The sequence below is a fragment of the Streptomyces apocyni genome, assembly GCF_009739465.1.
GTDB classification, from domain to species: Bacteria; Actinomycetota; Actinomycetes; order Streptomycetales; family Streptomycetaceae; genus Streptomyces; species Streptomyces apocyni.
The window spans coordinates 42,304-67,054 of record NZ_WHOM01000066.1; the positions used below are offsets into that span (position 1 = coordinate 42,304).

Annotated in this window: 18 protein-coding genes; 14 read left to right on the forward strand and 4 right to left on the reverse strand. The window is 71.2% G+C overall.

Annotation, left to right across the window (positions count from 1 at the left end):
- Nucleotides 1–40: 40 nt before the first annotated feature.
- Both miaB and GCN81_RS21875 read left to right on the forward strand, forming a co-directional pair.
- Nucleotides 41–1,576, forward strand: a complete 1,536-nt coding sequence (miaB, locus tag GCN81_RS21870; RefSeq protein WP_156726358.1) for a tRNA (N6-isopentenyl adenosine(37)-C2)-methylthiotransferase MiaB — start codon at nucleotides 41–43, stop codon at nucleotides 1,574–1,576.
- 139 nt (nucleotides 1,577–1,715) lie between these two features.
- The gene (locus GCN81_RS21875; RefSeq protein ID WP_156726359.1) at nucleotides 1,716–2,435 is read left to right on the forward strand and encodes a class III extradiol dioxygenase subunit B-like domain-containing protein; all 720 of its coding nucleotides are present in this window, start codon (nucleotides 1,716–1,718) and stop codon (nucleotides 2,433–2,435) included.
- Nucleotides 2,436–2,525: 90 nt separating this feature from the next.
- Here GCN81_RS21875 and GCN81_RS21880 read toward each other — a convergent pair whose 3' ends face one another.
- Entirely contained in the window at nucleotides 2,526–2,924 is a 399-nt protein-coding gene (locus GCN81_RS21880) for a hypothetical protein (protein ID WP_156726360.1), read from the reverse strand.
- A 154-nt stretch (nucleotides 2,925–3,078) separates the two neighbouring features.
- On the opposite strand from GCN81_RS21880, the gene miaA reads away from it, so the two are divergent.
- The 6 genes from miaA to hflX all read left to right on the forward strand — a co-directional run bounded on the left by miaA (nucleotide 3,079) and on the right by hflX (nucleotide 11,251).
- Nucleotides 3,079–4,044, forward strand: a complete 966-nt coding sequence (miaA, locus tag GCN81_RS21885; protein ID WP_407698005.1) for a tRNA (adenosine(37)-N6)-dimethylallyltransferase MiaA — start codon at nucleotides 3,079–3,081, stop codon at nucleotides 4,042–4,044.
- 108 nt (nucleotides 4,045–4,152) lie between these two features.
- Complete coding sequence (locus tag GCN81_RS21890; RefSeq protein WP_231626900.1) at nucleotides 4,153–4,617, forward strand: hypothetical protein; 465 nt, start codon at nucleotides 4,153–4,155, stop codon at nucleotides 4,615–4,617.
- Nucleotides 4,618–4,703: 86 nt separating this feature from the next.
- Nucleotides 4,704–5,594 (forward strand): diaminopimelate epimerase, encoded by an 891-nt coding sequence (dapF, locus tag GCN81_RS21895; RefSeq protein ID WP_156726362.1) that lies wholly within the window; start codon nucleotides 4,704–4,706, stop codon nucleotides 5,592–5,594.
- A 142-nt stretch (nucleotides 5,595–5,736) separates the two neighbouring features.
- On the forward strand, nucleotides 5,737–8,019 hold the full coding sequence (locus GCN81_RS21900; RefSeq protein WP_156726363.1) for a RelA/SpoT family protein: 2,283 nt from the start codon (nucleotides 5,737–5,739) through the stop codon (nucleotides 8,017–8,019).
- Between the two features lie 76 nt (nucleotides 8,020–8,095).
- Nucleotides 8,096–9,577 (forward strand): M1 family metallopeptidase, encoded by a 1,482-nt coding sequence (locus GCN81_RS21905; RefSeq protein WP_156726364.1) that lies wholly within the window; start codon nucleotides 8,096–8,098, stop codon nucleotides 9,575–9,577.
- A gap of 165 nt (nucleotides 9,578–9,742) precedes the next feature.
- A complete protein-coding gene (gene hflX / locus GCN81_RS21910) occupies nucleotides 9,743–11,251 on the forward strand; it encodes a GTPase HflX (RefSeq protein ID WP_156726365.1) in 1,509 nt (502 codons plus the stop codon).
- Between the two features lie 104 nt (nucleotides 11,252–11,355).
- Here the strand turns inward: hflX and GCN81_RS21915 are convergent, their stop codons facing one another.
- Together GCN81_RS21915 and GCN81_RS21920 are read right to left on the reverse strand one after the other, a co-directional pair.
- Complete coding sequence (locus GCN81_RS21915) at nucleotides 11,356–12,552, reverse strand: trypsin-like serine peptidase (RefSeq protein ID WP_156726366.1); 1,197 nt, start codon at nucleotides 12,550–12,552, stop codon at nucleotides 11,356–11,358.
- Nucleotides 12,553–12,789: 237 nt separating this feature from the next.
- A complete protein-coding gene (locus GCN81_RS21920) occupies nucleotides 12,790–14,025 on the reverse strand; it encodes a trypsin-like serine peptidase (RefSeq protein ID WP_197287747.1) in 1,236 nt (411 codons plus the stop codon).
- A gap of 287 nt (nucleotides 14,026–14,312) precedes the next feature.
- Here GCN81_RS21920 and GCN81_RS21925 point away from each other — a divergent pair, with 287 nt between their 5' ends.
- The 5 genes from GCN81_RS21925 (at nucleotide 14,313) to GCN81_RS21945 (ending at nucleotide 22,698) form a co-directional block, all read left to right on the forward strand.
- On the forward strand, nucleotides 14,313–15,707 hold the full coding sequence (locus GCN81_RS21925) for a diaminobutyrate--2-oxoglutarate transaminase family protein (RefSeq protein WP_156726367.1): 1,395 nt from the start codon (nucleotides 14,313–14,315) through the stop codon (nucleotides 15,705–15,707).
- A gap of 72 nt (nucleotides 15,708–15,779) precedes the next feature.
- A complete protein-coding gene (locus GCN81_RS21930) occupies nucleotides 15,780–17,798 on the forward strand; it encodes an IucA/IucC family protein (RefSeq protein ID WP_156726368.1) in 2,019 nt (672 codons plus the stop codon).
- A gap of 30 nt (nucleotides 17,799–17,828) precedes the next feature.
- Entirely contained in the window at nucleotides 17,829–18,587 is a 759-nt protein-coding gene (locus GCN81_RS21935) for a GNAT family N-acetyltransferase (RefSeq protein WP_407698004.1), read from the forward strand.
- A 99-nt stretch (nucleotides 18,588–18,686) separates the two neighbouring features.
- Entirely contained in the window at nucleotides 18,687–20,630 is a 1,944-nt protein-coding gene (locus tag GCN81_RS21940) for an IucA/IucC family protein (protein ID WP_156726369.1), read from the forward strand.
- A 52-nt stretch (nucleotides 20,631–20,682) separates the two neighbouring features.
- Nucleotides 20,683–22,698: an ATP-dependent DNA helicase gene (locus tag GCN81_RS21945; protein ID WP_156726370.1), complete on the forward strand. Its 2,016-nt coding sequence runs from the start codon at nucleotides 20,683–20,685 to the stop codon at nucleotides 22,696–22,698.
- Nucleotides 22,699–22,892: 194 nt separating this feature from the next.
- Here the strand turns inward: GCN81_RS21945 and lexA are convergent, their stop codons facing one another.
- Entirely contained in the window at nucleotides 22,893–23,678 is a 786-nt protein-coding gene (gene lexA / locus GCN81_RS21950; protein WP_156726371.1) for a transcriptional repressor LexA, read from the reverse strand.
- A gap of 487 nt (nucleotides 23,679–24,165) precedes the next feature.
- Here lexA and nrdR point away from each other — a divergent pair, with 487 nt between their 5' ends.
- Nucleotides 24,166–24,711 (forward strand): transcriptional regulator NrdR, encoded by a 546-nt coding sequence (nrdR, locus tag GCN81_RS21955; protein WP_156726372.1) that lies wholly within the window; start codon nucleotides 24,166–24,168, stop codon nucleotides 24,709–24,711.
- The last annotated feature ends 40 nt before the right edge of the window (nucleotides 24,712–24,751 follow it).

A 24,751-nucleotide genomic window follows, 5' to 3' on the forward strand; every position in this document is an offset into this window, starting at 1 on the left:
GCCGTCCGTCGCGTACACCGTCAACGCTTACCCTGGACGAATGACCAGCAGCAGCGACCGGAGCCTCGCAGTGGACGTTCAGGGATCCAAGAGTTACGAAATCCGAACCTACGGGTGTCAGATGAACGTCCACGACTCCGAGCGGCTGTCCGGTCTCCTGGAGGGCGCCGGTTACGTCCGCGCCCCCAAAGACGCCGACGGCGACGCCGACGTCGTCGTCTTCAACACCTGCGCGGTCCGCGAGAACGCCGACAACCGCCTGTACGGCAACCTCGGGCGGCTCGCGCCGATGAAGACCAAGCGCCCCGGCATGCAGATCGCCGTGGGCGGCTGCCTCGCGCAGAAGGACCGCGACACCATCGTCCAGCGGGCCCCCTGGGTCGACGTGGTCTTCGGCACGCACAACATCGGCAAGCTGCCGGTGCTCCTGGAGCGCGCCCGCGTACAGGAAGAGGCGCAGGTCGAGATCGCGGAGTCGCTGGAGGCGTTCCCCTCGACGCTGCCCACCCGCCGTGAGAGCGCCTACGCCGCCTGGGTCTCCGTCTCCGTCGGCTGCAACAACACCTGCACCTTCTGCATCGTCCCCGCCCTGCGCGGCAAGGAGAAGGACCGCCGCCCCGGCGACATCCTCGCCGAGGTCGAGGCGCTGGTCGCCGAGGGCGTCAGCGAGATCACCCTGCTCGGGCAGAACGTGAACGCGTACGGCAGCGACATCGGCGACCGCGAGGCCTTCAGCAAGCTGCTGCGCGCCTGCGGCCGTATTGAGGGCCTTGAGCGGGTCCGCTTCACCTCGCCGCACCCCCGTGACTTCACGGACGACGTGATCGAGGCCATGGCCGAGACCCCGAACGTGATGCCGCAGCTGCACATGCCCCTGCAGTCCGGCTCCGACACCATCCTCAAGGCCATGCGCCGCTCCTACCGCCAGGACCGCTACCTGGGGATCATCGAGAAGGTGCGCGCCGCCATCCCGCACGCCGCCATCTCCACCGACATCATTGTGGGCTTCCCCGGCGAGACCGAGGAGGACTTCGAGCAGACGATGCACGTCGTGCGCGAGGCGCGGTTCGGCAGCGCCTTCACCTTCCAGTACTCCAAGCGGCCCGGGACCCCGGCCGCGGAGATGGAGAACCAGATCCCCAAGGAGGTCGTCCAGGAGCGGTACCTGCGCCTGGTGGCGCTCCAGGAGGAGATCTCCTGGGAGGAGAACAAGAAGCAGGTCGGCCGCACTCTGGACCTCATGGTCGCCGAGGGCGAGGGCCGCAAGGACGGCGCAACGCACCGCCTCTCCGGGCGCGCGCCCGACAACCGCCTGGTGCACTTCACCAAGCCGGAGCAGGAGGTACGCCCCGGCGACGTGGTCACCGTCGAGATCACCTACGCCGCCCCGCACCACCTCCTCGCCGAGGGCCAGCCGCTGGCGGTACGCCGCACCCGCGCGGGCGACGCCTGGGAGAAGCGCAACTCCGCGGACACGGCGCCTGCCGACAAGCCCGCCGGTGTCCTGCTTGGCCTGCCCCAGGTGGGCGTTCCGGAGCCGCTGCCCGCGGCGACCGGCGGCTGCGCCATCGACTGAGCGGCAGCACTGCGGCGGGCACGGTGCCCGGTGCCGGGACGAGGGGAGCTAGGCGCCCGATGGTCGGGTGACGGCGCACCGGGGCCGCGCGGTGGAGTGGGGCTCGGCGTCGTAAGACCCAGGGCTTAAGCTCCCGATCATGCTTGTCGCCGCAGCCGTCTGTCCCTGTCCGCCCCTCCTGGTTCCCGAGGTCGCCGCGGGCGCGGCACCGGAACTCGACGCCGCGCGGGCGGCCTGTACCGACGCTGTCGGGGTGCTGGCGGCGGCCCGGCCGGACCGTCTGGTCGTCGTCGGGCCCGCGGAGCGGAGCGGTCGGGGTGCGTATCCGCAGGGTGCCCGGGGTTCGTTCCGGGGCTTTGGTGTGCCCTTCGACGTACGGCTCGGGGTGGCGGCCCCGCCGCGGGAGTCCCCGGAGAGGGAGCTTCCGCCAGCGCTCGCGGTGGCCGCCTGGCTGCTGGACCGCACCGGGTGGTCCGCGTCGCCCGTCGAAGGGCTCGGTGTGGAGGAGACTCTCGCTACCGAGCGGTGCACGCGGGTCGGCGGCGAGATCGCGGCACAGGCCGAGCGGGTGGCCCTGCTGGTGATGGGTGACGGCAGTGCCTGCCGCACGCTCAAGGCGCCGGGGTATCTGGATGAGCGGGCGGCCGGTTTCGACGCCGAGGCAGCCCGTGCGCTCGGGGCCGTGGACGTGGCGGCGCTCGTGGACATCGACGCGGGACTGGCGGCCGAACTGAAGGCGGCGGGCCGGGCGCCGTGGCAGGTGCTCGCGGGCGCGGCGGATGGCGCCTCGCCGCGTGGCCAACTGCTGTACGACGACGCTCCGTACGGCGTGGGGTATCTGGTCGCGGCCTGGTCCTAGGTCCAAGGCGCTGGCAGCGCGCCGCGGCGGCCGTGAGGGCTTGTCTTCGAGCCCCACGGCCGTCCCGGTGCTGGTCAGGCGGCGGCTGGCCTACTTGGCGGCGCCCTCGGCCACCTCGCTGTCGGCAGCCTTGTCCGTCGACTGCTGCTTGGGGATCTCGACTCCTTCGGCCGCTGTGGCGCAGGTGTCCGCGGGCTGCTCGGCGGCCGCCTTGTCGCCCTCGTCCTCGTCCTTGCTCTCGGCCCCGGACTCCGAGGGCTTCGCGGACCCCGCAGGCTCCGTGGACCCCGCAGGCTCCGCGGACTTCACCGGCTCGGAGGATTCCGCTGAGTCCGCTGAGTCCGCTGAGTCCGCTGAGTCCTTCGAGTCCTTGGTCGCGTCATCGGCGTTCACCGGGGACTCAGCCGTGGGAGTGGCCGCAGGCTCCTCGCTGGTTGACGCTTCGTCCGCGTCCTTGGCCTTGCGGCGGAACCGTGCAAAAACGCCCATATCTACTCCAGATGCTGTTCGTGTGGGCGAAATTCCGCGCCACCCGAAGCGTCCCATTGCGTCGCCCGGGGCTCCGGTCCTCACAACCGGCGGCCAGAACCTCGCAACAGGCAACGACGCGGAGCCCGTGGTGTCACGTCGCTCGTTCGGGGGAATGCTCGTGGTTTGCGAGACTGGGGAGGTGAGTACCGCAGCTTCCACCCCCCGGGTCATCGCCGTCGTCGGCCCCACCGCGGCCGGCAAGTCGGACCTCGGCGTCTTCCTCGCCCAGCGACTCGGCGGCGACGTCGTCAACGCCGACTCCATGCAGCTCTACCGAGGGATGGACATCGGTACCGCCAAGCTGACCCCCGAGGAACGCGGCGGCGTACCGCACCACCTCCTGGACATCTGGGACGTGACCGAGGCGGCGAGCGTCGCCGAGTACCAGAAACTGGCCCGCGCCGAGATCGACCGGCTGCTCGCCGACGGCCGCTGGCCGATCCTGGTCGGCGGCTCCGGCCTCTACGTCCGCGGGGCCGTCGACAACCTGGAGTTCCCTGGCACCGACCCCGTGGTCCGCGCTCGCCTGGAGGAGGAGCTGACTCTGCGCGGCCCCGGCGCGCTGCATGCCCGGCTGGCCGCCGCCGACCCCGAGGCGGCCAAGGCGATCCTGCCGAGCAACGGCCGACGTATCGTCCGCGCCCTTGAGGTGATCGAGATCACCGGGCAGCCGTTCACCGCGAACCTCCCCGGCCATGACGCGGTCTACGACACGATCCAGATCGGCGTCGACGTCGCCCGCCCCGAGCTCGACGAGCGCATCGCGACGCGCGTTGACCGGATGTGGGACGCGGGCCTCGTGGACGAGGTGCGGGCACTGGAGGAGCAGGGCCTGCGCGAGGGCCGTACGGCGTCCCGCGCGCTCGGCTACCAGCAAGTACTCACGGCGCTCGCCGGCGAGTGCGGCGAGGACGAGGCGCGCGCCGAGACCGTACGGGCCACCAAGCGCTTCGCCCGCCGCCAGGACTCCTGGTTCCGCCGTGACGCGCGCGTGCAGTGGCTCAGCGGCGGTGCCGCGGACCGACGGGAACTCCCGGCACAGGCGCTGACGTTGGTCGAACGAGCGGTTACAGCCTGATCACGTCATGGCATCGGGACGCTCCGGCGGTCATCGCGGCCAGCGGGGGCGTGCCATCATCGAGCTTCAATCGAGCCAGTGGAGTCCGAGTTGGGAGGGCGCGTGGCGATGGAGGCCAGCCCTCGCGACACCGCACATGAGGACCAGGGACAGCTGAGTCCCGACGGTCCTGAGACGACCGGCGTCGTCGACGACGGCCCGGACGACACCGACGAGGCCGCCGCGGCGTCCGCGAACGAGGTCGAGGTCGAGCTGCGGCCGCAGCGCAGGATGCGCATCTGGCAGACCGCGCCGATCGTGGTGCTCGCGACCGTCGGCTCCCTGATGTTCGCCTTCCCGCTGGCCTTCGAGTTCGGCGACGGTGGCGCGGTGGTGGCCATGCTCGGCCTGCTGCTGAGCTGTTGCGCCGCGGGCTGGGCCATGATGGCCGGCCGTCGCGTCGGCCTCACCTGGCCGGGGCTGCCGGGCCGTGGTTCCGGGCGCCGTCCGGACTGGCGGGTGATCGCCGCGTACACCCTGATGGTCGGCGCCGTCGCGGTGCTCGCCGTGTGGCGGGTGGCCCGGCTCCGCTGACACGGGTCCGGGGCTACGGGGCCCGGGCTCCGGGCCGCGGGCTACGGCCTTCGGGGACTGTCGTAGCGACCCCGTACGATCGAGGAATGAGCACGCGGATCGCCTTCCTCAAGGGGCACGGTACGGAGAACGACTTCGTGATCGTCCCCGACCCGGACAACGCCATCGACCTGCCCCCGGCCGCCGTAGCCGCACTCTGCGACCGCCGGGCCGGGATCGGCGGCGACGGCCTGCTGCATGTGGTCCGCTCCGCCGCGCACCCCGAGGCCAGCGCCATGGCGGGCGAAGCCGAGTGGTTCATGGACTATCGCAACGCGGACGGCTCGATCGCCGAGATGTGCGGCAATGGTGTACGGGTCTTCGCCCGCTACCTCCAGTACGCCGGGCACACCACGGCGGGCGACCTGGCCATCGCGACCCGCGGCGGCGTCAAGCGCGTCCATGTCGCCAAGGGCGCCGAAGGCAGCACCAGCGATGGCGACATCACCGTCTCCATGGGCCGGGCTCTGCTCCCCGAAGAGCAGGCGGCCACGACGGTCGGTGAGCGCACCTGGCCCACCCGGAACGTGAACATGGGCAATCCGCACGCCGTGGCCTTCGTCGACGACCTCGACCACGCGGGCGACCTGTTCACCGCGCCGTCCATCAGCCCCGCGGCCGTCTACCCGGACGGGGTGAACGTCGAGTTCGTCGTCGACCGTGGCGAGCGCCATGTCGCGATGCGGGTGCACGAGCGCGGTTCCGGCGAGACCCGCTCCTGCGGCACGGGCGCCTGCGCGGTGGCCGTCGCCGCCGCCCGGCGGGACGGCGTCGACCCCGCGGTGACCGGTACCCCGGTGTCGTACACCGTGGACCTGCCGGGCGGCCGCCTGGTGATCACCGAGCGGCCGGACGGCACGATCGAGATGACGGGCCCCGCCGTCATCGTCGCGGAGGGTGAGATCTCCAAGGAGTGGTTCGCAACCCTCATCCCCTGAACCTTCGCTCGAATGGGTGATCCGTTTCATGCTGGGCGAGAGCCGGTGAGTGGCACATGATGGGCTCGGTAGCATCAAGCACCGGCCCGGTCGGGGGATGCCGCCGCCCGCCCCGCCGCCGGTCGAGCTGCGGGAGGTGCCCATGAGTACGGAACCCAACGGGGCGGCGCAAGGCGCCTCGGACCAGGCGGCAGGGGAAGCGGCGGCGAGGGAAAGCCCAGCGAACCCCCCGAACCCCCCGAGCCCCGCGCCATCCCGCAGGCGCGGCCGCGCCCGCATCGACCTGCGCAGGCTGGGACGGGCCGCGCTGCTCGGTACGACGTCCCGGGGGCGGCTCCCAGCCGCCATCGGCCATGTGGCCGAAGCCCATCGCGCCTACTACCCGGACGCCGACCTCGACCCCCTGCGCCGCGCCTACATCCTCGCCGAGTCCTCGCACCGCGGACAGATGCGCAAGAGCGGCGAACCGTACATCACCCACCCCCTCGCCGTGACGCTGATCCTCGCCGAGCTGGGCGCCGAGACCAAGACCCTCACCGCGTCGCTGCTCCACGACACCGTCGAGGACACCGAAGTGACGCTCGATCAGGTGCGCGCGGAGTTCGGCGCCGAGGTCTGCTATCTCGTCGACGGCGTGACCAAGCTGGAGAAGGTCGACTACGGCTCCGCCGCCGAGCCGGAGACCTTCCGCAAGATGCTCGTCGCCACCGGCAACGACGTCCGGGTGATGTCCATCAAACTGGCCGACCGGCTGCACAACATGCGCACCCTCGGAGTGATGCGCCCCGAGAAGCAGGCCCGGATCGCCAAGGTGACCCGGGACGTCCTCATCCCCCTCGCCGAGCGGCTTGGCGTGCAGGCCCTGAAGACCGAGCTCGAGGACCTGGTCTTCGCGATCCTGCACCCCGAGGACTACGCCAGGACCCAGGCCCTCATCAGCGAGAACACCGCACGCCACGACCCCCTCGCGGACATCGTCGAAGAGATGCGGGCCGTGCTGCGCGAGGCCGGGATCGAGGCCGAAGTCCTGATCAGACCACGGCACTTCGTCTCCGTGCACCGGGTACGGATCAAACGCGGCGAGCTGCGCGGCGCCGACTTCGGCCGCGTCCTGGTCCTGGTGAACGAGGACGCGGACTGCTACGGCGTGCTCGGTGAGCTGCACACCTGCTTCACGCCCGTCATCTCGGAGTTCAAGGATTTCGTCGCCGTCCCCAAGTTCAACCTGTACCAGTCGCTGCACACCGCCGTCGCCCGTCCGGACGGCTCGGTCGCTGAAGTCCTCATCCGTACGCACCAGATGCACAAGGTCGCCGAGGCGGGCGTCGTCGCGCTCGGCAACCCGTACACGTCCGGCGCCGAGGAGCCCGGTGACGGCGAGCGCGGTGACGGCGAGCGCGCCGACCCCACCCGCCCCGGCTGGCTCTCCCGTCTCCTTGACTGGCAGCAGGCGACCCCCGACCCGGACGCCTTCTGGTCCTCGCTACGCGAGGACCTCGCCCAGGACCGCGAGATCACCGTCTACCGCACCGACGGCGGCACCCTCGGCCTGCCTGCGGGCGCGAGCTGCGTCGACGCCGCCTACGCCCAGTACGGCGAGGACGCGCACAGCTGCATCGGCGCCCGGGTCAACGGCCGCCTGGCGACGCTCAGTACGGTGCTCCGCGACGGCGACACGGTGCAACTCCTGCTCGCCCCGCAGGAGACCGGCTCCGGGCCCTCGCCCGACTGGCTGGACCACACCCGTACGCCCGCCGCCCGGATCGCGATCCGGCGCTGGCTCGCCGCCCACCCGGCCGCCGCGGCTTCGGACACCGCCGCCCGCACCGCCGATGACCGGCAGCTCAGCCTTCCCGCAGGCACCTCGGGAGCCCCTGGAGCCCCGGGAGGCCCGGGAGCCCTGGGCGCTGGGGCCGCCGCCAGGCCCTCGCACGGCAACGCGGCCGCCACCCGGCCCGCGCGGCCCAGCGCCATGGCCGACCTGCCCGGCGCGACGGTGCGCCTCGCCGGGTGCTGTACGCCGGTCCCGCCCGACGCGGTGACCGGCTTCGCGGTGCGCGGCGGTGTGGTCACCGTGCACCGGGTGACCTGCCCAGCCGTGCAGCGGATGGCCACCGCGGGCCGCGAGCCCGTCGGCGTCCGCTGGGCGGCCCCCGAGGACACCGCCGAGTGCCGGGTGACGCTGTTCGCCGAGTCCTTCGGACGGCCCCATCTGCTCGCCGACCTCACCGAAGCCATCGCCCTGGAGGGCGCGGAGATCGTCTCGGCGACCGTGGAGCCGCCGACCGAGGGACGGGTCCGCCACACGTACACCCTGCAACTCCCGGACGCCGCCCTGCTCCCCTCCCTGATGCGCGCGATGCGCAAGGTGGCGGGTGTGTACGACGTGGGACGTGCCCAGCACTCGGCGACGGCAACGCAGTAGCCCCGGCCGCCCCCGTTCGAGTGGGCGCGGCGCGCGCCGTCGCGGCGAAGGCGACGTGCGCTGATAGCCGTGGTGCATGTTGCTCTCGCCCCGGATCAGGGCCGCTCTGCTCGCCGTCGCCTCCGCGTCGCTGCTCGCCGCGAGCCTGCCCGCGCCCGCCGCCGTCCCGCTCGGCATCGGCGACCCGCTCTTCCCGCACCTGGGCAACCCGGGGTACGACGTCACCTCGTACGACATCGCCCTCACGTACCGCGGTGACCACCGCAAGCCGCTGGACGCCATCACCAAGATCGACGCGCGGGCCACGGACCGGCTCGACCGGATCAACCTCGACTTCGCGCGCGGCACCGTGCACTCCGTGGATGTCAACGGCGCCCCAGCGGGCCACGAGAGCGTCGGCGAGGACCTGGTCCTGACCCCGAAGACCCCGATCGGCCCCGGCGGCGCGATGCGCGTCACCGTACGGCACACCAGCGACCCGGCGGCCGGGTCAGACGGCGGCTGGATCCGTACCGCCGACGGGCTGGCCATGGCCAACCAGGCCGACGCCGCCCACCGGGTCTTCCCGTGCAACGACCACCCAGCGGACAAGGCCCACTTCACCTTCCGTATCACCGCCCCCAAGCACCTCACCGCCGTCGCGAACGGACTGGCCACCACGCGACACCACGGCGAGCGGACCACCACCTGGACCTACCGCACCCGCCACCCCATGGCCACCGAGCTGGCGCAGGTCTCCATCGGCCGCTCCGCCGTGGTGCGCCGCACCGGACCTGGCGGACTGCCGCTGCGTGACGTCGTCCCGGCCAAGGACCGCGCGAGCCTGGAGCGCTGGCTGGAGAAGACCCCGGAGCAGGTGGCCTGGATGGAGCGGAAGGTGGGCCGCTACCCCTTCGAGACCTACGGGATGCTGCTGGCCGACGCCAAGACCGGCTTCGCCCTGGAGACCCAGACCCTGTCGCTGTTCGAGAAGTCGCTGTTCACCCGCCCCGAGTACCCCGAGTGGTACGTCGAATCGATCATGATCCATGAGCTGGCGCACCAGTGGTTCGGTGACAGCGTCAGCCCCCGCCGCTGGTCCGACCTCTGGCTCAACGAAGGGCATGCCAGCTGGTACGAGGCCCTCTACGCGGAAGAGCGGGACGGGCCGTCACTACAGGCCCGGATGCGGCATGCCTACCAGAAGTCCGACGAGTGGCGCGCCCGGGGCGGCCCGCCCGCGGCCCCGAAGCAGCCCGAGCCAGGACACAAGATCAGCCTGTTCCGGGCGGTCGTCTACGACGGCAGCGCGCTGGTGCTCTACGCCCTGCGGCAGGAGATCGGGCAGTCCGCCTTCGACCGCCTGCAACGCCGGTGGGTGCGCACGTACGCCGACCAGTCCGCGAGCACCGCGGACTTCGTGCGGATGGCGGGGCGGGTCGCGGGCCGTGACCTCGGCGACTTCTTCCAGGAGTGGCTGTACGCCCCGACCACGCCGCCGATGCCCGGGCACCCGGACTGGAAGACCTCGGCGGTCTCCACCGCGTCGTCCGCGTCGCCCGCCTCCTCCGGGGTATAAGTCAGGTGACGAGACGAGGCGTGTCGTGCGACCATCAAGGCGTCGCAAGGCGTCGGACCGACGGCACGGCCGGACCCGGGGAATCTCCGGGCCACCTCGTACGTTGACGACACTGACATCCCAGCCGATGCGACAAGCCATCGGCGCGAACGACCTAAGGACCCAATGACCTCCTCTTCTTCCCCTTCCCAGGACGCACAGGACGCGCAGAACGCCGCGCAGAACCTCCCCGAAGGACTTCGGGCCGATGCCCTGATGGAAGAGGACGTCGCCTGGAGCCACGAGAACGACGGAGCCCGGGACGGCGACCAGCTCGACCGCTCCGAGCGCGCGGCGCTGCGCCGCGTGGCCGGGCTCTCCACAGAACTCGAAGACGTCACCGAGGTCGAGTACCGCCAGCTCCGCCTGGAGCGTGTGGTGCTCGTCGGCGTGTGGACCTCGGGCACCGTGTACGACGCCGAGAACTCCCTCGCGGAGCTGTCGGCCCTCGCGGAGACCGCGGGCGCGCTGGTGCTCGACGGCGTGATCCAGCGCCGCGACAAGCCCGACCCGGCCACGTACATCGGGTCAGGCAAGGCCCAGGAGCTGCGTGACATCGTGCTCGAGACCGGGGCTGACACCGTGGTCTGTGACGGTGAGCTCTCCCCGGGTCAGCTCATCCACCTTGAGGACGTCGTCAAGGTCAAGGTGGTGGACCGCACCGCCCTGATCCTCGACATCTTCGCCCAGCACGCCAAGTCCCGAGAGGGCAAGGCGCAGGTCGCGCTGGCGCAGATGCAGTACATGCTGCCGCGGCTGCGTGGCTGGGGTCAGTCGCTGTCCCGTCAGATGGGCGGCGGCGGGTCCAGCGGTGGCGGCGGTATGGCCACCCGTGGTCCCGGTGAGACCAAGATCGAGACGGACCGGCGGCGGATTCGCGAGAAGATGGCGAAGATGCGCCGGGAGATCGCGGAGCTGAAGACCGGCCGCGAGATCAAGCGCCAGGAGCGCAAGCGCAACAAGGTGCCGTCGGTCGCCATCGCCGGTTACACCAACGCCGGAAAGTCCTCCCTGCTCAACCGCCTCACCGGCGCGGGCGTCCTGGTGGAGAACGCCCTGTTCGCCACCCTCGACCCGACCGTGCGCCGGGCCGAGACGCCCAGCGGGCGGCTGTACACCCTGGCCGACACGGTCGGGTTCGTACGCCACCTGCCGCATCACCTGGTCGAGGCGTTCCGCTCCACCATGGAGGAGGTCGGCGAGTCCGATCTCATCCTGCATGTGGTGGACGGCGCACACCCGACCCCCGAGGAGCAGCTGGCCGCCGTACGCGAGGTCATCCGCGATGTGGGCGCCACGAACGTCCCTGAGATCGTGGTGATCAACAAGGCGGACGCGGCCGATCCGCTCGTCCTGCAGCGGCTGCTGCGGATCGAGAAGCACGCGATCGCGGTGTCGGCGCGTACCGGCCAGGGCATTGGCGAGCTGCTCGCGCTCATCGACGTCGAACTGCCGCGGCCGCAGATCGAGATCGAGGCTCTGGTGCCGTACACGCAGGGCGCGCTGGTCTCGCGTGCGCACGCCGAGGGCGAGGTGATCTCCGAGGAGCACCTCGCGGAGGGCACGCTGCTCAAGGCGCGGGTGCATGAGGAGCTCGCCGCGGAGCTGATGACGTTCGTACCCGCCAAGCGCTAGGGAGTCTCTCCGCCTGTCCGCGTAACGCCAAGAAGGCCCGCCCCGGTCGGGGCGGGCCTTCGGCGTTCTCGTACGGCTACTGGATGCTGGCCGCTACTTCTGGCTCACTTCTTGCTCGCCGCGTTCATGATCTGCTTGGCGCCCCTGCCGAGCTGGGGGCCAGCGACCCAACCGCTGCCGCCAGCCGGGCCGATCGAGGTGTTCGACACCAGCGCCAGCTGTCCGTTGGACTTCCTGTGGAACCAGCCGCCACCGGAGGAGCCACCGGTCATGGTGCAGCCGATGCGGTACATCGTGGCCGTGCCCGGAGCGATCGTGAGGCGGCCCGGACGGTCGATGCACTTGTACATCAGCGCGCCGTTGTGCGGCGGAGCCGCGGGGTAGCCCCAGGCGCCCATCGCGCGCACGCTCTGCGCCGACGGGGTGGAGAAGTCGACCTCGAGCGCGGTACCGACGGTCTCCTCAAGGGACTTCTTGCCGGGCCTCACCTTCAGCACGGCGTAGTCCTGCGACCAGGCCGCCTGGCTGGTGCCGCCCTGCTTGATCCAGGCGCCGGAGGTCGCGCCCCAGGTCGCCCAGAACTGGCCGTAGGGAGCCACCTGCCGGGGGTCGGCGCTGCGCAGCGCGGCCGGGGATTTGCCCTGGTCGTTGTAGGACGGGACGAACATGATGTTGCGGTACCAGCCGCCCTTACCGCCGGCGTGGATGCAGTGGCCCGCGGTCCACACCAGGTTGGACTTGCCCGGGTTGCGCGGGTCCTTCACCACGGTGCCCGAGCAGACCATCGATCCCTTGGGGGAGTCGAAGAAGATCTTGCCGACCGCGGCGGAGTTCTTGTGGTACGGGGTCTTCTCCCGCTTCGCCGTGACGGGGCGTGGGGTGGCGTCGGTGCCGCCCTGGCTGGTGCTTTGGGCGCTGATCGTGTTGTCCGGGTCCTTGGCGTCGTGCATGCGCTCGGGGTCCCACAGGCCGTCGATGACCGGGTTGGCGAAGTCCTTCGCCTCACGCAGCCAGGTGTCCTTGTCCCAGTTCTTCCAGCCTCCCTCCTTCCACTTGTCGACGTCGATGCCCTTCTCCTTGAGCCGGTCGGTGACGTCCGAAGGAAGCTCCAGGCCGTCGTCGCCGTTGCCGTCGCTGTCGCCGCCGTCGTTGCCGGAGTCACCGGCCGCGCTCGCGGTGGCGTCCGGTTTGTCGGACGCCTTGTCGGACGCCTTGTCGTCGCTCGACCCGCAGGCGGTCGCGGTCAGGGCCAGGGCCGCGGCGATCGACACCGCTGCCAGGGCTGGACGTATGGATCTCATGGTGCGTTAACCCCCGATAGGTTGATGCTGCGTGAGGTGCCTATGTGTCATGCTCGCGTCACTCGAAGTGTTACTTCGGTGCCCGGCGCTGAGACGCGAGATTCCACTATGCCGGGCGAGTTGTGGGCGGCCGGCGGCGGGGCCGTGCCGATCATGTGGAGAGCCCCGCCGCCGTAACCGTGGCCTGTCCGCGCCGTGTCCCCGTGATCCGCGGACCGTACGCGCTTGGGTCAGGCCCTACTTGGCGAACTTGTCGCTGACCGCGCTGAAGATGCCCTTGGCCTCGTCGCCGAGGCGCGGGCCCGCCAGCCACCCGGCGGTCACCGGGCCGATGGAGGTGTTGGAGACCAGTGCGGGCTTGCCGTCCTGGCCCTTGGCGACCCAGCCGCCGCCGGAGGAACCGCCGGTCATGGTGCAGCCGATGCGGTACATCGTCGGGTCGTTCTTCTTCAGCGACAGCCGGCCGGGCTTGTCGGTGCAGGAGAACTCCTTCTGGCCCTCGAAGGGCGGAGCCGCCGGGTAGCCGGTCGCCGTGATGCTGTCCATCTCCGGCACCGCGGGAGCCTTGAACTCCACCGGAAGCGACGCGCCCACCGTCTCCTCAAGGGACTTGCCGCCGCCGTTCTCGGGCTTGACGTGCATCACCGCGAAGTCGTACGGAGCACCCCGGCCGCCGGTCGCGGCGCCCTGCTCGATCCACTGCTCGGACGTCTGCGCCCAGTCGGCCCACCAGGAGCCGTACGGAGCGACCTGCTCCTTCGTCGCTTCCCCGTTCTTGAGCTCGGCGAGCGACTTCCCGGAGTCGTTGTACGAGGGGACGAAGACGATGTTCCGGAACCAGCCGCCCTGCTGGCCCGCGTGGACGCAGTGGCCCGCCGTCCAGACCATGTTGGACTTGCCGGGGTTCGCCGGGTCCGCGACCACCGTGGCGGAGCAGACCGCCTTGCCCTGGGGCGTGTCGAAGAACAGCTTGCCCGCCGCCGGGGCGTTGTCGTGGTACGGAGTCGCCACCTCCTGCGCCTGGACGGGCGCGGGAGTCGGGTCGGTCACGCTCTCGTCACCGGAGATGTCGTCATCGACCGGCTTGTCGGGGGTCTTGTCGGCGTCCCGCATCCGGTCCTGGTCCCACAGGTCCTTGATGATCGGGTTGACGTAGTCCTCCGCCTCGCGGAGCCACTTCTCCTTGCTCCAGTCCTTCCAGGCGCCGTCCCGCCACTTGTCCAGGTCGATCCCGTGGTCCTTGAGCTTGTCCTTCAGGTCGTCCGGGATCGTGATCGGGTCGCTGCCCGAGTCGGCGGGGGCGGAGGCCGAGGGCTGGTCGTCCGCCTTGTCACCGGCGTTGTCGTCGGACTCGCAGGCCGTCGCCGTCAGGGCGAGTGCGGCGCACGCGGCGACCACGGCCGGAACGGGGAAGGCTCTGCGACGCGCGCCACTCCCTCGGCGAACGGACAAGAGTGGGCGAATAGGACGCATGGTGAGATCTCCCCCTGGACTGCGGCGGACTTCATGGGCTGTTGAGCACCCACACACTATGACGGCCCTATCGGGGACTGCCGACGGGTCCGCAACGGTTCTGTCACGGCAAGGATCACGGCAAGGATCTTCGCCGTGCCCGTGATCCTCCGGCTTCAGCGTCGTTGGTACGTACGGGGGACCTGCGGCGCGCGTCCTCCCCCTGCTCCGGTCCGCGCCTGCCCCGTGCACCGGCAGCGCCCAACTCTCCGTCGCAGCCGCCTAGTACTCCTGGAGGACCCACCGTCGTGTCCGTGACCGAGCAGGCGCCCGCGGGGCCGCCCACCGCACCCCCCGCGTCACCCGACGGCGCGGCCCAGGAGGCGATTCTGCGGCGGCAGTCGCTGCGCGAGTCGGCCGCGCGCACCTACGCGCGGGCCCTGCCGATCGTGCCCGTACGCGCGCGGGGGATGACGATCGAGGGTGCCGACGGGCGGCGCTATCTGGACTGCCTCTCCGGTGCGGGGACGTTGGCGCTCGGGCACAACCACCCTGTGGTCCTGGAGGCGATCAGGAAGGTCCTGGACTCGGAGGCGCCGCTACAGGTCCTGGACCTGGCCACACCGGTGAAGGACGCGTTCATCACGGAACTGTTCGCCACCCTGCCAGGGGAACTGGCCGACCGGGCCCGGGTGCAGTTCTGCGGCCCCGCCGGTACGGACGCGGTCGAGGCGGCCCTGAAACTCGTCCGTACGGCGACCGGACGCGACGGGCTGCTCGCCTTCACCGGCGCGTACCACGGCATGACGGCGGGCGCACTGGAGGCGTCCGCTGGCGCGCGGGACGTACGGGTCACCCGGCTGCCGTATCCGCAGGACTACCGCTGCCCGTTCGGGGTCGGCGGGGAGCGCGGCGCTGAACTGGCCGCCCGCTGGACCCAGTCGCTGCTCGACGACCCCAAGTCCGGGATGCCCGCCCCCGCCGGGATGATTCTCGAACCCGTCCAGGGCGAGGGCGGCGTGAACCCCGCGCCGGACCGCTGGCTGCGCCGCATGCGGAAACTCACCGCGGACCGCTCCATTCCGCTGATCGCCGACGAGGTACAGACCGGCGTCGGACGCACCGGAGCCTTCTGGGCCGTCGAGCACAGCGGGATCGTGCCCGATGTGCTGGTGCTGTCCAAGGCGATCGGGGGCAGCCTCCCGCTGGCCGTCGTGGTGTACCGCGACGATCTGGACGTCTGGGAGCCGGGGGCGCACGCCGGTACGTTCCGCGGGAACCAACTCGCCATGGCGGCGGGCGCGGCGACCCTCGCGTACGTCCGGGAGAACGGCCTCGCGGAGCGGGCCGGGCTCATCGGGGCGCGGATGCTCGGCCAGTTGCAGGGCCTGGCCGCCACGTACCCGTGCGTCGGGGACGTCCGCGGCCGGGGGCTGATGATCGGGGTCGAACTGGTCGACCCCCTGAGGGAGCCCGCGTGCCACGACGACGCGGTGCCGGGGCAGCCTCCCGCGGCACCGGCCCTCGCCGCCGCCGTCCAGCGCGAGTGCCTGCGGCGCGGGCTGATCGTCGAGCTCGGCGGGCGGCACTCCAGCGTCGTACGGCTGCTGCCTCCGCTCACCCTCACCGACGAACAGGCCGCGGCGGTGCTCGACCGCCTGGCCGACGCGGTGGCCAGCGCGGCGCGCGACCACCACGGGTAGCCCGGGCGCGAAGCCCGTCAGACACCGACCGAACGAGCTCGACGTCCCTCATCACCGCACAAGGAACAGCTCTTGAACCGCAACCCCACACCCGACGGCCGCTCCGACACCCAGCCGCACGGAGCACACGGGACGCCCACGCCGCTGGTGGCGGACCCGGGGACGGTCCCACGGCAGGCGGGCGGTGGCCATGACGCGGCCCACGCCCGCGCAGCCGTCGGCCGGGTGCCCGCGCACGCCGATCTTCTGGAACACCCGGATCCGCGGACCGCGGCGGAGGCCGCGGCGGTGGAGAACCTCCTGCGGTGCTGGGTACGGGAGAAGAACTACCCGGCGCCCGACACCCCCGGCCCCGGCCCCGGCCCCGGCCCTGGTCCTGGTCCTGGCGTGCTGCGTATCCCGCTGGAGGCCAGCGGCACCGCGCTGCTCGTCCCGGTGCGCTACTGGTCGCCGACCGGCTGGCACCGCTTCGGACCGGCCGTCATCGAGAGCGGCCCGCCCGGATCGCCCCCCGCCGACGCGGTCACCACCGCCGCGCTGCTGGGCCGCGAGGCGGCGCGGGAAGGCGCGGAGAGCGGGGAGGGCGGGGAAAGCGGAGGGAGCGGCGATGGGGGAGACCTGGTCGGCCGGGTCGCCGACTCGGTCCGCAGGACCGCCGAGTTCCTCGTCGACAGCAGAAGCCGCCCCCCGTACGGAGAGGACGCCGAAGACCTCTTCCTGACCGCCGAGCAGTCCCTGCTCCTTGGCCACCCGCTGCACCCGACGCCCAAGAGCCGCGAAGGGCTCTCCGAGTCCGAATCCCGCGCCTACTCACCCGAGTTGCGCGGCGCGTTCCCGCTGCGCTGGATGGCCGTCGACCCCTCCGTACTCGCGGCCGACTCCGCCTGGACCGAACGCGGCCGCACCGTCACGGCACCGCAGCTCACCGAGCGCCTCGCCGGTCCCGGCCTCGACCTGCGGGGTGGCCGGGCCGCGCTGCCGCTGCACCCCTGGCAGGCCCGCGAGCTGCTGCACCGGCCGGAGATCGCCGCCCTCCTGGACGCCGGACTGCTCCGCGACCTCGGCACACACGGTGACGCCTGGCATCCCACCTCGTCGGTGCGCACCCTCTACCGCTCCGGCGCGCCCGCCATGCTCAAGCTCTCGCTGGGCCTGCGCATCACCAACTCCCGCCGGGAGAACCTCCACAAGGAGCTACTCCGTGGTGTGGAGGTCCACCGGTTGTTGCGCAGCGGCCTCGCCGAAGAGTGGCAGGCCGCCCATCCGCGGTTCGACATCATCCGCGACCCGGCCTGGCTGGGCGTACAGGGCCCGGACGGCGCCCCACTGGCCGGGCTTGACGCGATGATCCGGCACAACCCGTTCACCCCGGCCGACGACGCCTGCTGTGTCGCCGGACTCATCTCACCCCGGCCGACGCCGCACCCCGCCCCCGACGGCCGCGCCCCGATGCGCTCACGCCTCGCGACCATCGTCACGGGGCTCACCGCGCGCACCGGCCGTCCCGCGAGCGCCGTGGCCGCCGAGTGGTTCATGCGCTATCTCGAGCAGGTGGTACGTCCCGTGCTCTGGCTCGACAGCGAGGCCGGCGTCGCCCTGGAAGCCCACCAGCAGAACACCCTCGTCCTGCTCGACTCCGACGGCTGGCCCGTGGGCGGCCGCTACCGCGACAACCAGGGCTACTACTTCCGCGCTTCGCGGCGCGCGGAACTCGACCGACGGCTTCCCGGCATTGGAGAGCGCAGCGACACCTTCGTCCCCGACCAGGTCACCGACGAGCGCTTCGCCTACTACCTGGGCATCAACAACGTGCTCGGGCTCATCGGCGCCTTCGGCTCCCAGCGGCTCGCCGACGAGCATCTGCTGCTGGCCGCCTTCCGGCGCTTCCTCGGCGACGCCGCCACCGGCCCCGACCGGCTCGCGTCGCCGCTGCCCTCGCTGCTCCTCGACTCACCCGTACTGCGCTGCAAGGCCAATCTGCTGACGCGGCTCCACGGTCTCGACGAGCTGGTCGGTCCGGTCGACACCCAGTCCGTCTACGTCACGATCGCCAACCCGCTCCACGACTCGCCCCGTCCGTCCCGACCCTGACCCACCTCACCCTGGGAGAGGAGCGTCCCCGTGCCTCCCACCGACGCGCGCACCAACAGTGACGCGAGCACCGACAGTGAGGACACGCTCGACCTGCGGATGCGGGAAGAACTCCTCGCGCTCCTGGCCGCGCACCCGGACGACGACGGGCCGCGGCCGGAGCGGCCACCCGGCGCCCCGCCCGACGGTGACACGCCCGACGGTGACCTGCTCGACGGTGACCTGCTCGACGGCATCACCGAATGGAGCGCGGCCAGCACCGCGGCGGGCACCTTCCGGCTCCTGCCCGTACGCATCGAACGCGACCTGCCGTTGATCAGCCGCTGGATGAACGACCCGGCCGTGGCCGCCTTCTGGGAACTCGCCGGGGACGAAGCCGTCACCGCCGCCCATCTCCGCGCCCAGCGCGACGGCGACGGTCGCAGCGTCCCCTGCCTCGGCGTACTCGACGGCACCCCGATGAGCTACTGGGAGATCTACCGCGCCGACCTGGACCCGCTGGCCCGCTACTACCCCACCCGCCCGCACGACACGGGAATCCACCTGCTGATCGGTGCCATCGCGGACCGCGGCCGGGGTCTGGGCGGCATACTGCTGCGAGCCGTCGCCGACCTCGTTCTCGACCACCGCCCGCACTGCGCCCGGGTCGTCGCCGAACCCGACCTGCGGAACACCCCCTCCGTCTCGGCCTTTCTGAGCGCTGGCTTCCGGCTCTCCGCCGAGCTGGACCTTCCCGACAAGCGCGCGGCACTGATGGTCCGCGACCGTGCGCTGCGCCATGTGCTCTAAGCGGTCCTCCTGGCCGTTTGGCCGGATGGGTGCCCACCCCGCCGCTCCTGTCACCGCCCGTCGAACGGGCGCTTCGCGCCCTCTGATACCGGAGTCCCCGTGCAGAATTCCCCCGCCGCCCACGATTCGGGAGAACCGCCCGCGCTGTATCACCAGCCCGTGCCCCACGACCCGCCCACGCTGTACGACCCGCCGGAACTGAACCGGGCCGCATGGGACCTGGCCGCCCGCCGTCTGCTCGGCAAACTGCTCGGTGAGTTCGCCTACGAAGAGATCATCCGCCCGGTCCCGGCACCCGAACCGGCATCAGACTCCCCATCGACATCGACATCGACATCGGCATCGGCATCGGCATCGGAAGCCGACCAAGACCGCTACCTGCTCCGTCTCGACGACGCGGCCGAGCTGACCTTCCGAGCCCGCCGTGGCGCGTACGGAAGCTGGCGTGTCGACCCGAGCTCCGTCACCCTGCGCCCGCCGCACAGCCCGCAGGACCCCCCGGCCCCAGCGGTCCCCTTCGCCGACCCGCTGCGTTTCCTCGCCCTCGCCCGGAACACCCTGGGCCTCGACGGTGCGACCTTCGGCCATCTCCTGCGCGAACTGAACGCCACGCTGGCCGCCGACGCCCGCATCGACCACACCGCCCGCACCGTCGCGGACCTCGCCGACCTCGGCTACGCACAGCTCGAAGGGCACCAGTGCGGCCACCCCTGGCTCGTACTCAACAAGGGGCGCCTGGGCTTCTCGGCCCAGGACACCGCCCACTGGGCACCCGAGGCACGCAGGCCCGCCAGACTGCCCTGGATCGCGGTACGCCGCACACTCGCCACGTACCGCGGTGTCAGCGGCCTCGACACCCCTGACGCGCTCTACCACCGAGAACTGGACGCACCGACCCGCACCTCCTTCACCGCCGCCCTGCGAAGCCGCGGCCTCGACCCGGCCGCGTACCTCTATCTCCCCGTGCACCCGTGGCAGTGGGACGAGGTCATCCTGCCGCTGTTCGCCCCGTCCGTGGCCGCCGATGACATCGTCCCACTCCCCACTGACAACGATCTGCGGCTGCCCCAGCAGTCCATTCGTACGTTCCTCAACCTCTCCCGCCCGGACCGGCACACCGTCAAGCTGCCACTGTCCGTGCTCAACACCCTTGTCTGGCGCGGGCTGCCCACCGAGCGGACCCTCGCCGCGCCCGCCGTCACCGCATGGGTGCACGCTCTGCGGGACGCCGACCCCTTCCTCCGCGACGTCTGCCGCATCGTGCTGCTCGGCGAGGTGGCGTCGGTCACCGTCCAGCACCCGGTCTACGACCGGGTCCCCGAGGTGCCGTACCAGTACAAGGAGTTGCTGGGCACAATCTGGCGCGAGCCGCTCAGCCGCTACCTGGAGCCCGGCGAGCGGGCCCGTACGCTGGCCTCCCTGCTGCACACTGACACCCAGGGCCGCGCGTTCACCGCGGAGCTCGTCGCACGCTCGGGGCTGGCCCCGCAGGTCTGGCTGCGTCGGCTCTTCGCCGCGTTACTGCCCGGGCTGCTGCACTTCCTCTACCGCTACGGAACCGTTTTCTCACCGCACGGTGAGAACGCGATCGTCGTCTTCGACGCCGAGGACGTCCCCGTGCGGCTGGCGATGAAGGACTTCGTCGACGATGTCAACGTCAGCGCCCAGCCGCTGCCCGAGCACGACGCGATGCCCGCCGACGTACGCGCCACCCTGCTGACCGAGCCCGCCGATTTCCTCACCCAGTTCATCCACTCAGGGCTGTTCATCGGTGTGTTCCGCTACCTGGCGCCGCTGTGTGAGGAGCAGCTGGGGGTCCGGGAAGTCGACTTCTGGGCTCTCGTCCGTGCCGAGATCCTCCGCCACCAGGCCCGCTTCCCCGAGCTGAAGGAGCGCTTCGAGCTCTTCGACCTGCTCACCCCACGCATCGAGCGCCTGTGCCTGAACCGCAACCGGCTGCACCTCGACGGTTACCGCGACCGCTCCGAGCGCCCGCACGCCGCGGTCCACGGCACGGTCGCCAATCCCCTCAGCGCACCGTGATCGCGGGATCGCCCGAGGGATTGTCAGTGCTGCCCCGTAGGGTGGACGAGCTATGACGAAGCCCTCACTCCCCGAACTCCTGCATGCCGCCGTCGCCGCCGTCGGCGGTACGGAGCGCCCTGGCCAGGTCACCATGGCCGAAACGGTCGCCGAGGCCATCGACGACGGTTCCCACCTCCTGGTCCAGGCGGGCACCGGTACCGGAAAGTCCCTCGGCTATCTGGTCCCGGCGCTCGCGCACGGGGAGCGGGTCGTGGTCGCGACCGCCACGCTGGCGCTCCAGCGCCAGCTAGTGGAGCGCGACCTGCCCCGCACGGTGGACGCGCTGCACCCGTTGCTGCGCCGCCGCCCGGAGTTCGCCATGCTCAAGGGCCGGTCCAACTACCTGTGTCTGCACCGGCTGCGCGAAGGCGCGCCCCAGGACGAGGAAGAGGGCCTCTTCGACCAGTTCGAGGCGGCGGCCCCCACCAGCAAGCTGGGCCAGGACCTGCTGCGGATGCGCGACTGGGCGGACGAGACCGAGACCGGCGACCGGGACGATCTCACTCCGGGCGTCTCCGACCGGGCCTGGTCCCAGGTGACCGTTTCCTCACGGGAGTGCCTGGGCGCGACGAAGTGCGCGTACGGCGCGGAGTGCTTCGCGGAGCAGGCCCGCGAGCGCGCGAAGCTGGCCGACGTCATCGTCACCAACCACGCCCTGCTCGCCATCGACGCCATCGAGGGCGCCCCGGTGCTGCCCCAGCACGAGGTGCTGATCGTCGACGAGGCCCATGAGCTGGTCTCCCGGGTCACCGGCGTGGCCACAGGCGAGCTCACTCCGGGCCAGGTCAACCGCGCCGTACGCCGCTCAGCGAAGCTGGTCAACGAGAAGGCGGCCGACCAGCTCCAGACAGCCGCCGAGACCTTCGAGCGGCTGATGGAGCTGGCCCTGCCAGGCCGCCTGGAGGAGATCCCCGAAGACCTCGGCTATGCCCTGATGGCCCTGCGAGACGCCGCCCGTACGGTGATCTCGGCCCTCGGCTCCACCCGTGACAAGTCCGTCCAGGACGAGGACGCCGTACGCAAGCAGGCCCTGGCCTCCGTCGAGTCCATCCACGACGTGGCGGAGCGGATCAGTAACGGCTCCGAGTGGGACGTCGTCTGGTACGAGCGCCATGAGCCCCGCGGCGGAGCCGCGTATCGACACAGCGGTGCGTCGCTGCGGGTTGCTCCCATGTCCGTGTCGGGCCTGCTGCGAGAGAAGCTCTTCGCGGAGCGCTCCGTCGTCCTGACCTCGGCCACGCTGAAACTCGGCGGGGACTTCAACGGCGTCGGGGCCTCGCTCGGCCTGGCTCCCGAAGGCACCGCCGGGACCGAAGGCGCCGAGACGGAGGACCTGCCCGTCTGGAAGGGCATCGACGTCGGCTCGCCCTTCGACTACGGCAAGCAGGGCATCCTCTACGTCGCCAAGCACCTGGCCCGGCCCTCGCGCGAGGGCACCCGCAGCGACATGCTGGACGAACTCACCGAGCTGATCGAGGCGAGCGGCGGCCGCACGCTGGGGCTGTTCTCCTCCATGCGGGCCGCCCAGTCCGCTGCCGAGGAGCTGCGCTCCCGCATCCCCGACTACCCGATTCTGCTCCAGGGCGAGGAGACACTCGGCGAGCTGATCAAAGCCTTCGCCGCCGATCCGAAGACCTGCCTGTTCGGCACACTCTCGTTGTGGCAGGGGGTCGATGTGCCGGGCGCGAGCTGTCAGCTGGTCGTGATGGACAAGATCCCGTTCCCCCGGCCCGATGACCCGCTGATGAGCGCTCGCCAGAAGGCGGTCGAGGAAGCCGGGGGCAATGGCTTCATGGCGGTGGCGGCGACGCACGCGGCCCTCCTGATGGCGCAGGGCGCGGGCCGTCTCGTACGGGCCTCCGGCGATCGCGGTGTCGTCGCGGTGCTGGACCCGAGGCTGGCCACGGCCCGGTACGGCAGCTATGTGAAGGCGTCACTGCCCGAGTTCTGGTACACCACGGACCGCAACCAGGTGCGCCGTTCCCTGTCCGCGATCGACGCCGCGGCCAAGGCCGAGGGCCAGTAGCGCACCCACGGGCACCCAGTAGCGCACCCACGGGCACAGAGACCAGTCGCGCGGCCAGGCAGGAGCCAGGCGCAAGCCAGACACCGGACCAGTCAGGAACAGGACCAGTCAGGAACAGGAAGTAGCCAGGCACAGAACAGGGCCCCGGACCGGCGCAGTGGTCCCGGGGCCCTGGTAGTCAGGGGCACTGCCGCTCAGACCCGCCGCAGCACCGCCACCACCTTGCCGAGGATGGTCGCCTCGTCGCCGGGGATCGGCTGGTAAGCGGCGTTGTGCGGGAGGAGCCAGACATGGCCGTCCTCGCGCTTGAAGCGCTTGACTGTGGCCTCGCCGTCCAGCATGGCGGCCACGATGTCGCCGTTCTCCGCGACGGGTTGGCGGCGGACCGTCACCCAGTCTCCGTCGCAGATGGCGGCCTCGACCATCGAGTCACCGACGACCTTGAGGACGAAGAGCTCTCCGTCGCCGACCAGCTGCCGGGGGAGCGGGAACACGTCCTCGACCGACTCCTCGGCGAGGATCGGGCCGCCTGCCGCGATGCGGCCGACGAGCGGCACGTAGGACGCGGCGGGCTTGCCGCTGGTGTCGGTCGGCTGGCTGCTCGGCTGGTCGGAGCCGCGTACCTCGTACGCCCGTGGCCGGTGCGGGTCGCGGCGCAGGAAGCCCTTGCGCTCGAGCGCCATGAGCTGATGCGCGACGGACGAGGTGCTGGAAAGCCCGACCGCCTGTCCGATCTCCCGCATGGACGGTGGGTAGCCGCGTCGTTGCACGGAGTCCCGGATGACCTCGATCACCCTGCGTTGCCGGTCTGTGAGCCCTGAGCTGTCGGCCCTGATGCCTGGAGGTCGGCCGGGCAGCGAGCGCGTGGGCTTGGGCCCCTCCGGGTTCGTGGCTGCTTCAGTCATGGCATGCACCGGCTCGAGTCGGCCCTGGGAACGGTCCTGGGCAGTGATGATGGCGCTGTCTGCGGTGGTGGTCACGGCGGCCCCTCTCGAGATGTTCTCCCTAGCTGGACAACGGTAGTTGCTTTCGAAAGGTTGCGCCAAACACACGTTCGAGTGAAAAACCAGTAATTACCTGACGTGATCATGTGCCTGGGTATATGGCCACTGCTCGAACGCAACGCAATTCGGTTCATTGCGGTACTCTCCACCGCCGAGGGGCGGCCCCTCGCGATACCCCCTCGGCGCCCCTGCGGGTATGCCGCCAGTCTGCCACTTCGAGCCCCGCGCGGCGCCTGCCGCCCCCACTCCCGTACTCTCGTGGCCGACCGGCCGTGCGACACGCGATGGTGTCGAATGCGGAGGCAAACCCCAGATCTAGTGGTTGGATTCATCCGTCCACCCAGAAGTTGTGGTCCCTGGTCTTCTGACTCCTCGGTCATCGCCTATGCTTGGGGCTGCTTCGAGGGGTTCAGAGCCTGTTTCGAGGCCCATGAGTCGTGCTGTGCAAGGAGGGTTCGGAGTTATGCACTGCCCCTTCTGCAGGCACCCCGACAGCCGCGTCGTCGACAGTCGCACCACCGACGACGGGACGTCGATCCGCAGGCGCCGACAGTGTCCCGACTGCTCCCGTCGTTTCACGACCGTGGAGACCTGCTCACTGATGGTGATCAAGCGATCCGGAGTCACCGAGCCCTTCAGTCGCACGAAGGTCATCAATGGCGTCCGCAAGGCATGCCAGGGTCGCCCGGTAACCGAGGACGCCCTCGCCCAGCTCGGCCAGCGCGTCGAGGAGGCGTTGCGTGCCACCGGAAGCGCCGAGCTGACCACCCACGACGTGGGCCTGGCCATACTCGGCCCCCTGCGGGAACTCGACCTGGTCGCGTACCTGCGCTTCGCGTCCGTGTACCGGGCGTTCGACTCACTTGAGGACTTCGACGCCGCCATCGCCGAGCTGCGCGAGCAGCGGGGGCCCACCGCCGACGTGGGCGGCGAAGGGCGGGCGGTCGACCGCGGGACGTCAGGGGCTGCCGAAGTCCCCGTACCCGTACCCGCCACCGCCGCCGACTGACCGGCGGGCCGGTCCGTACGACCCGTCTGGACCGGTCCTG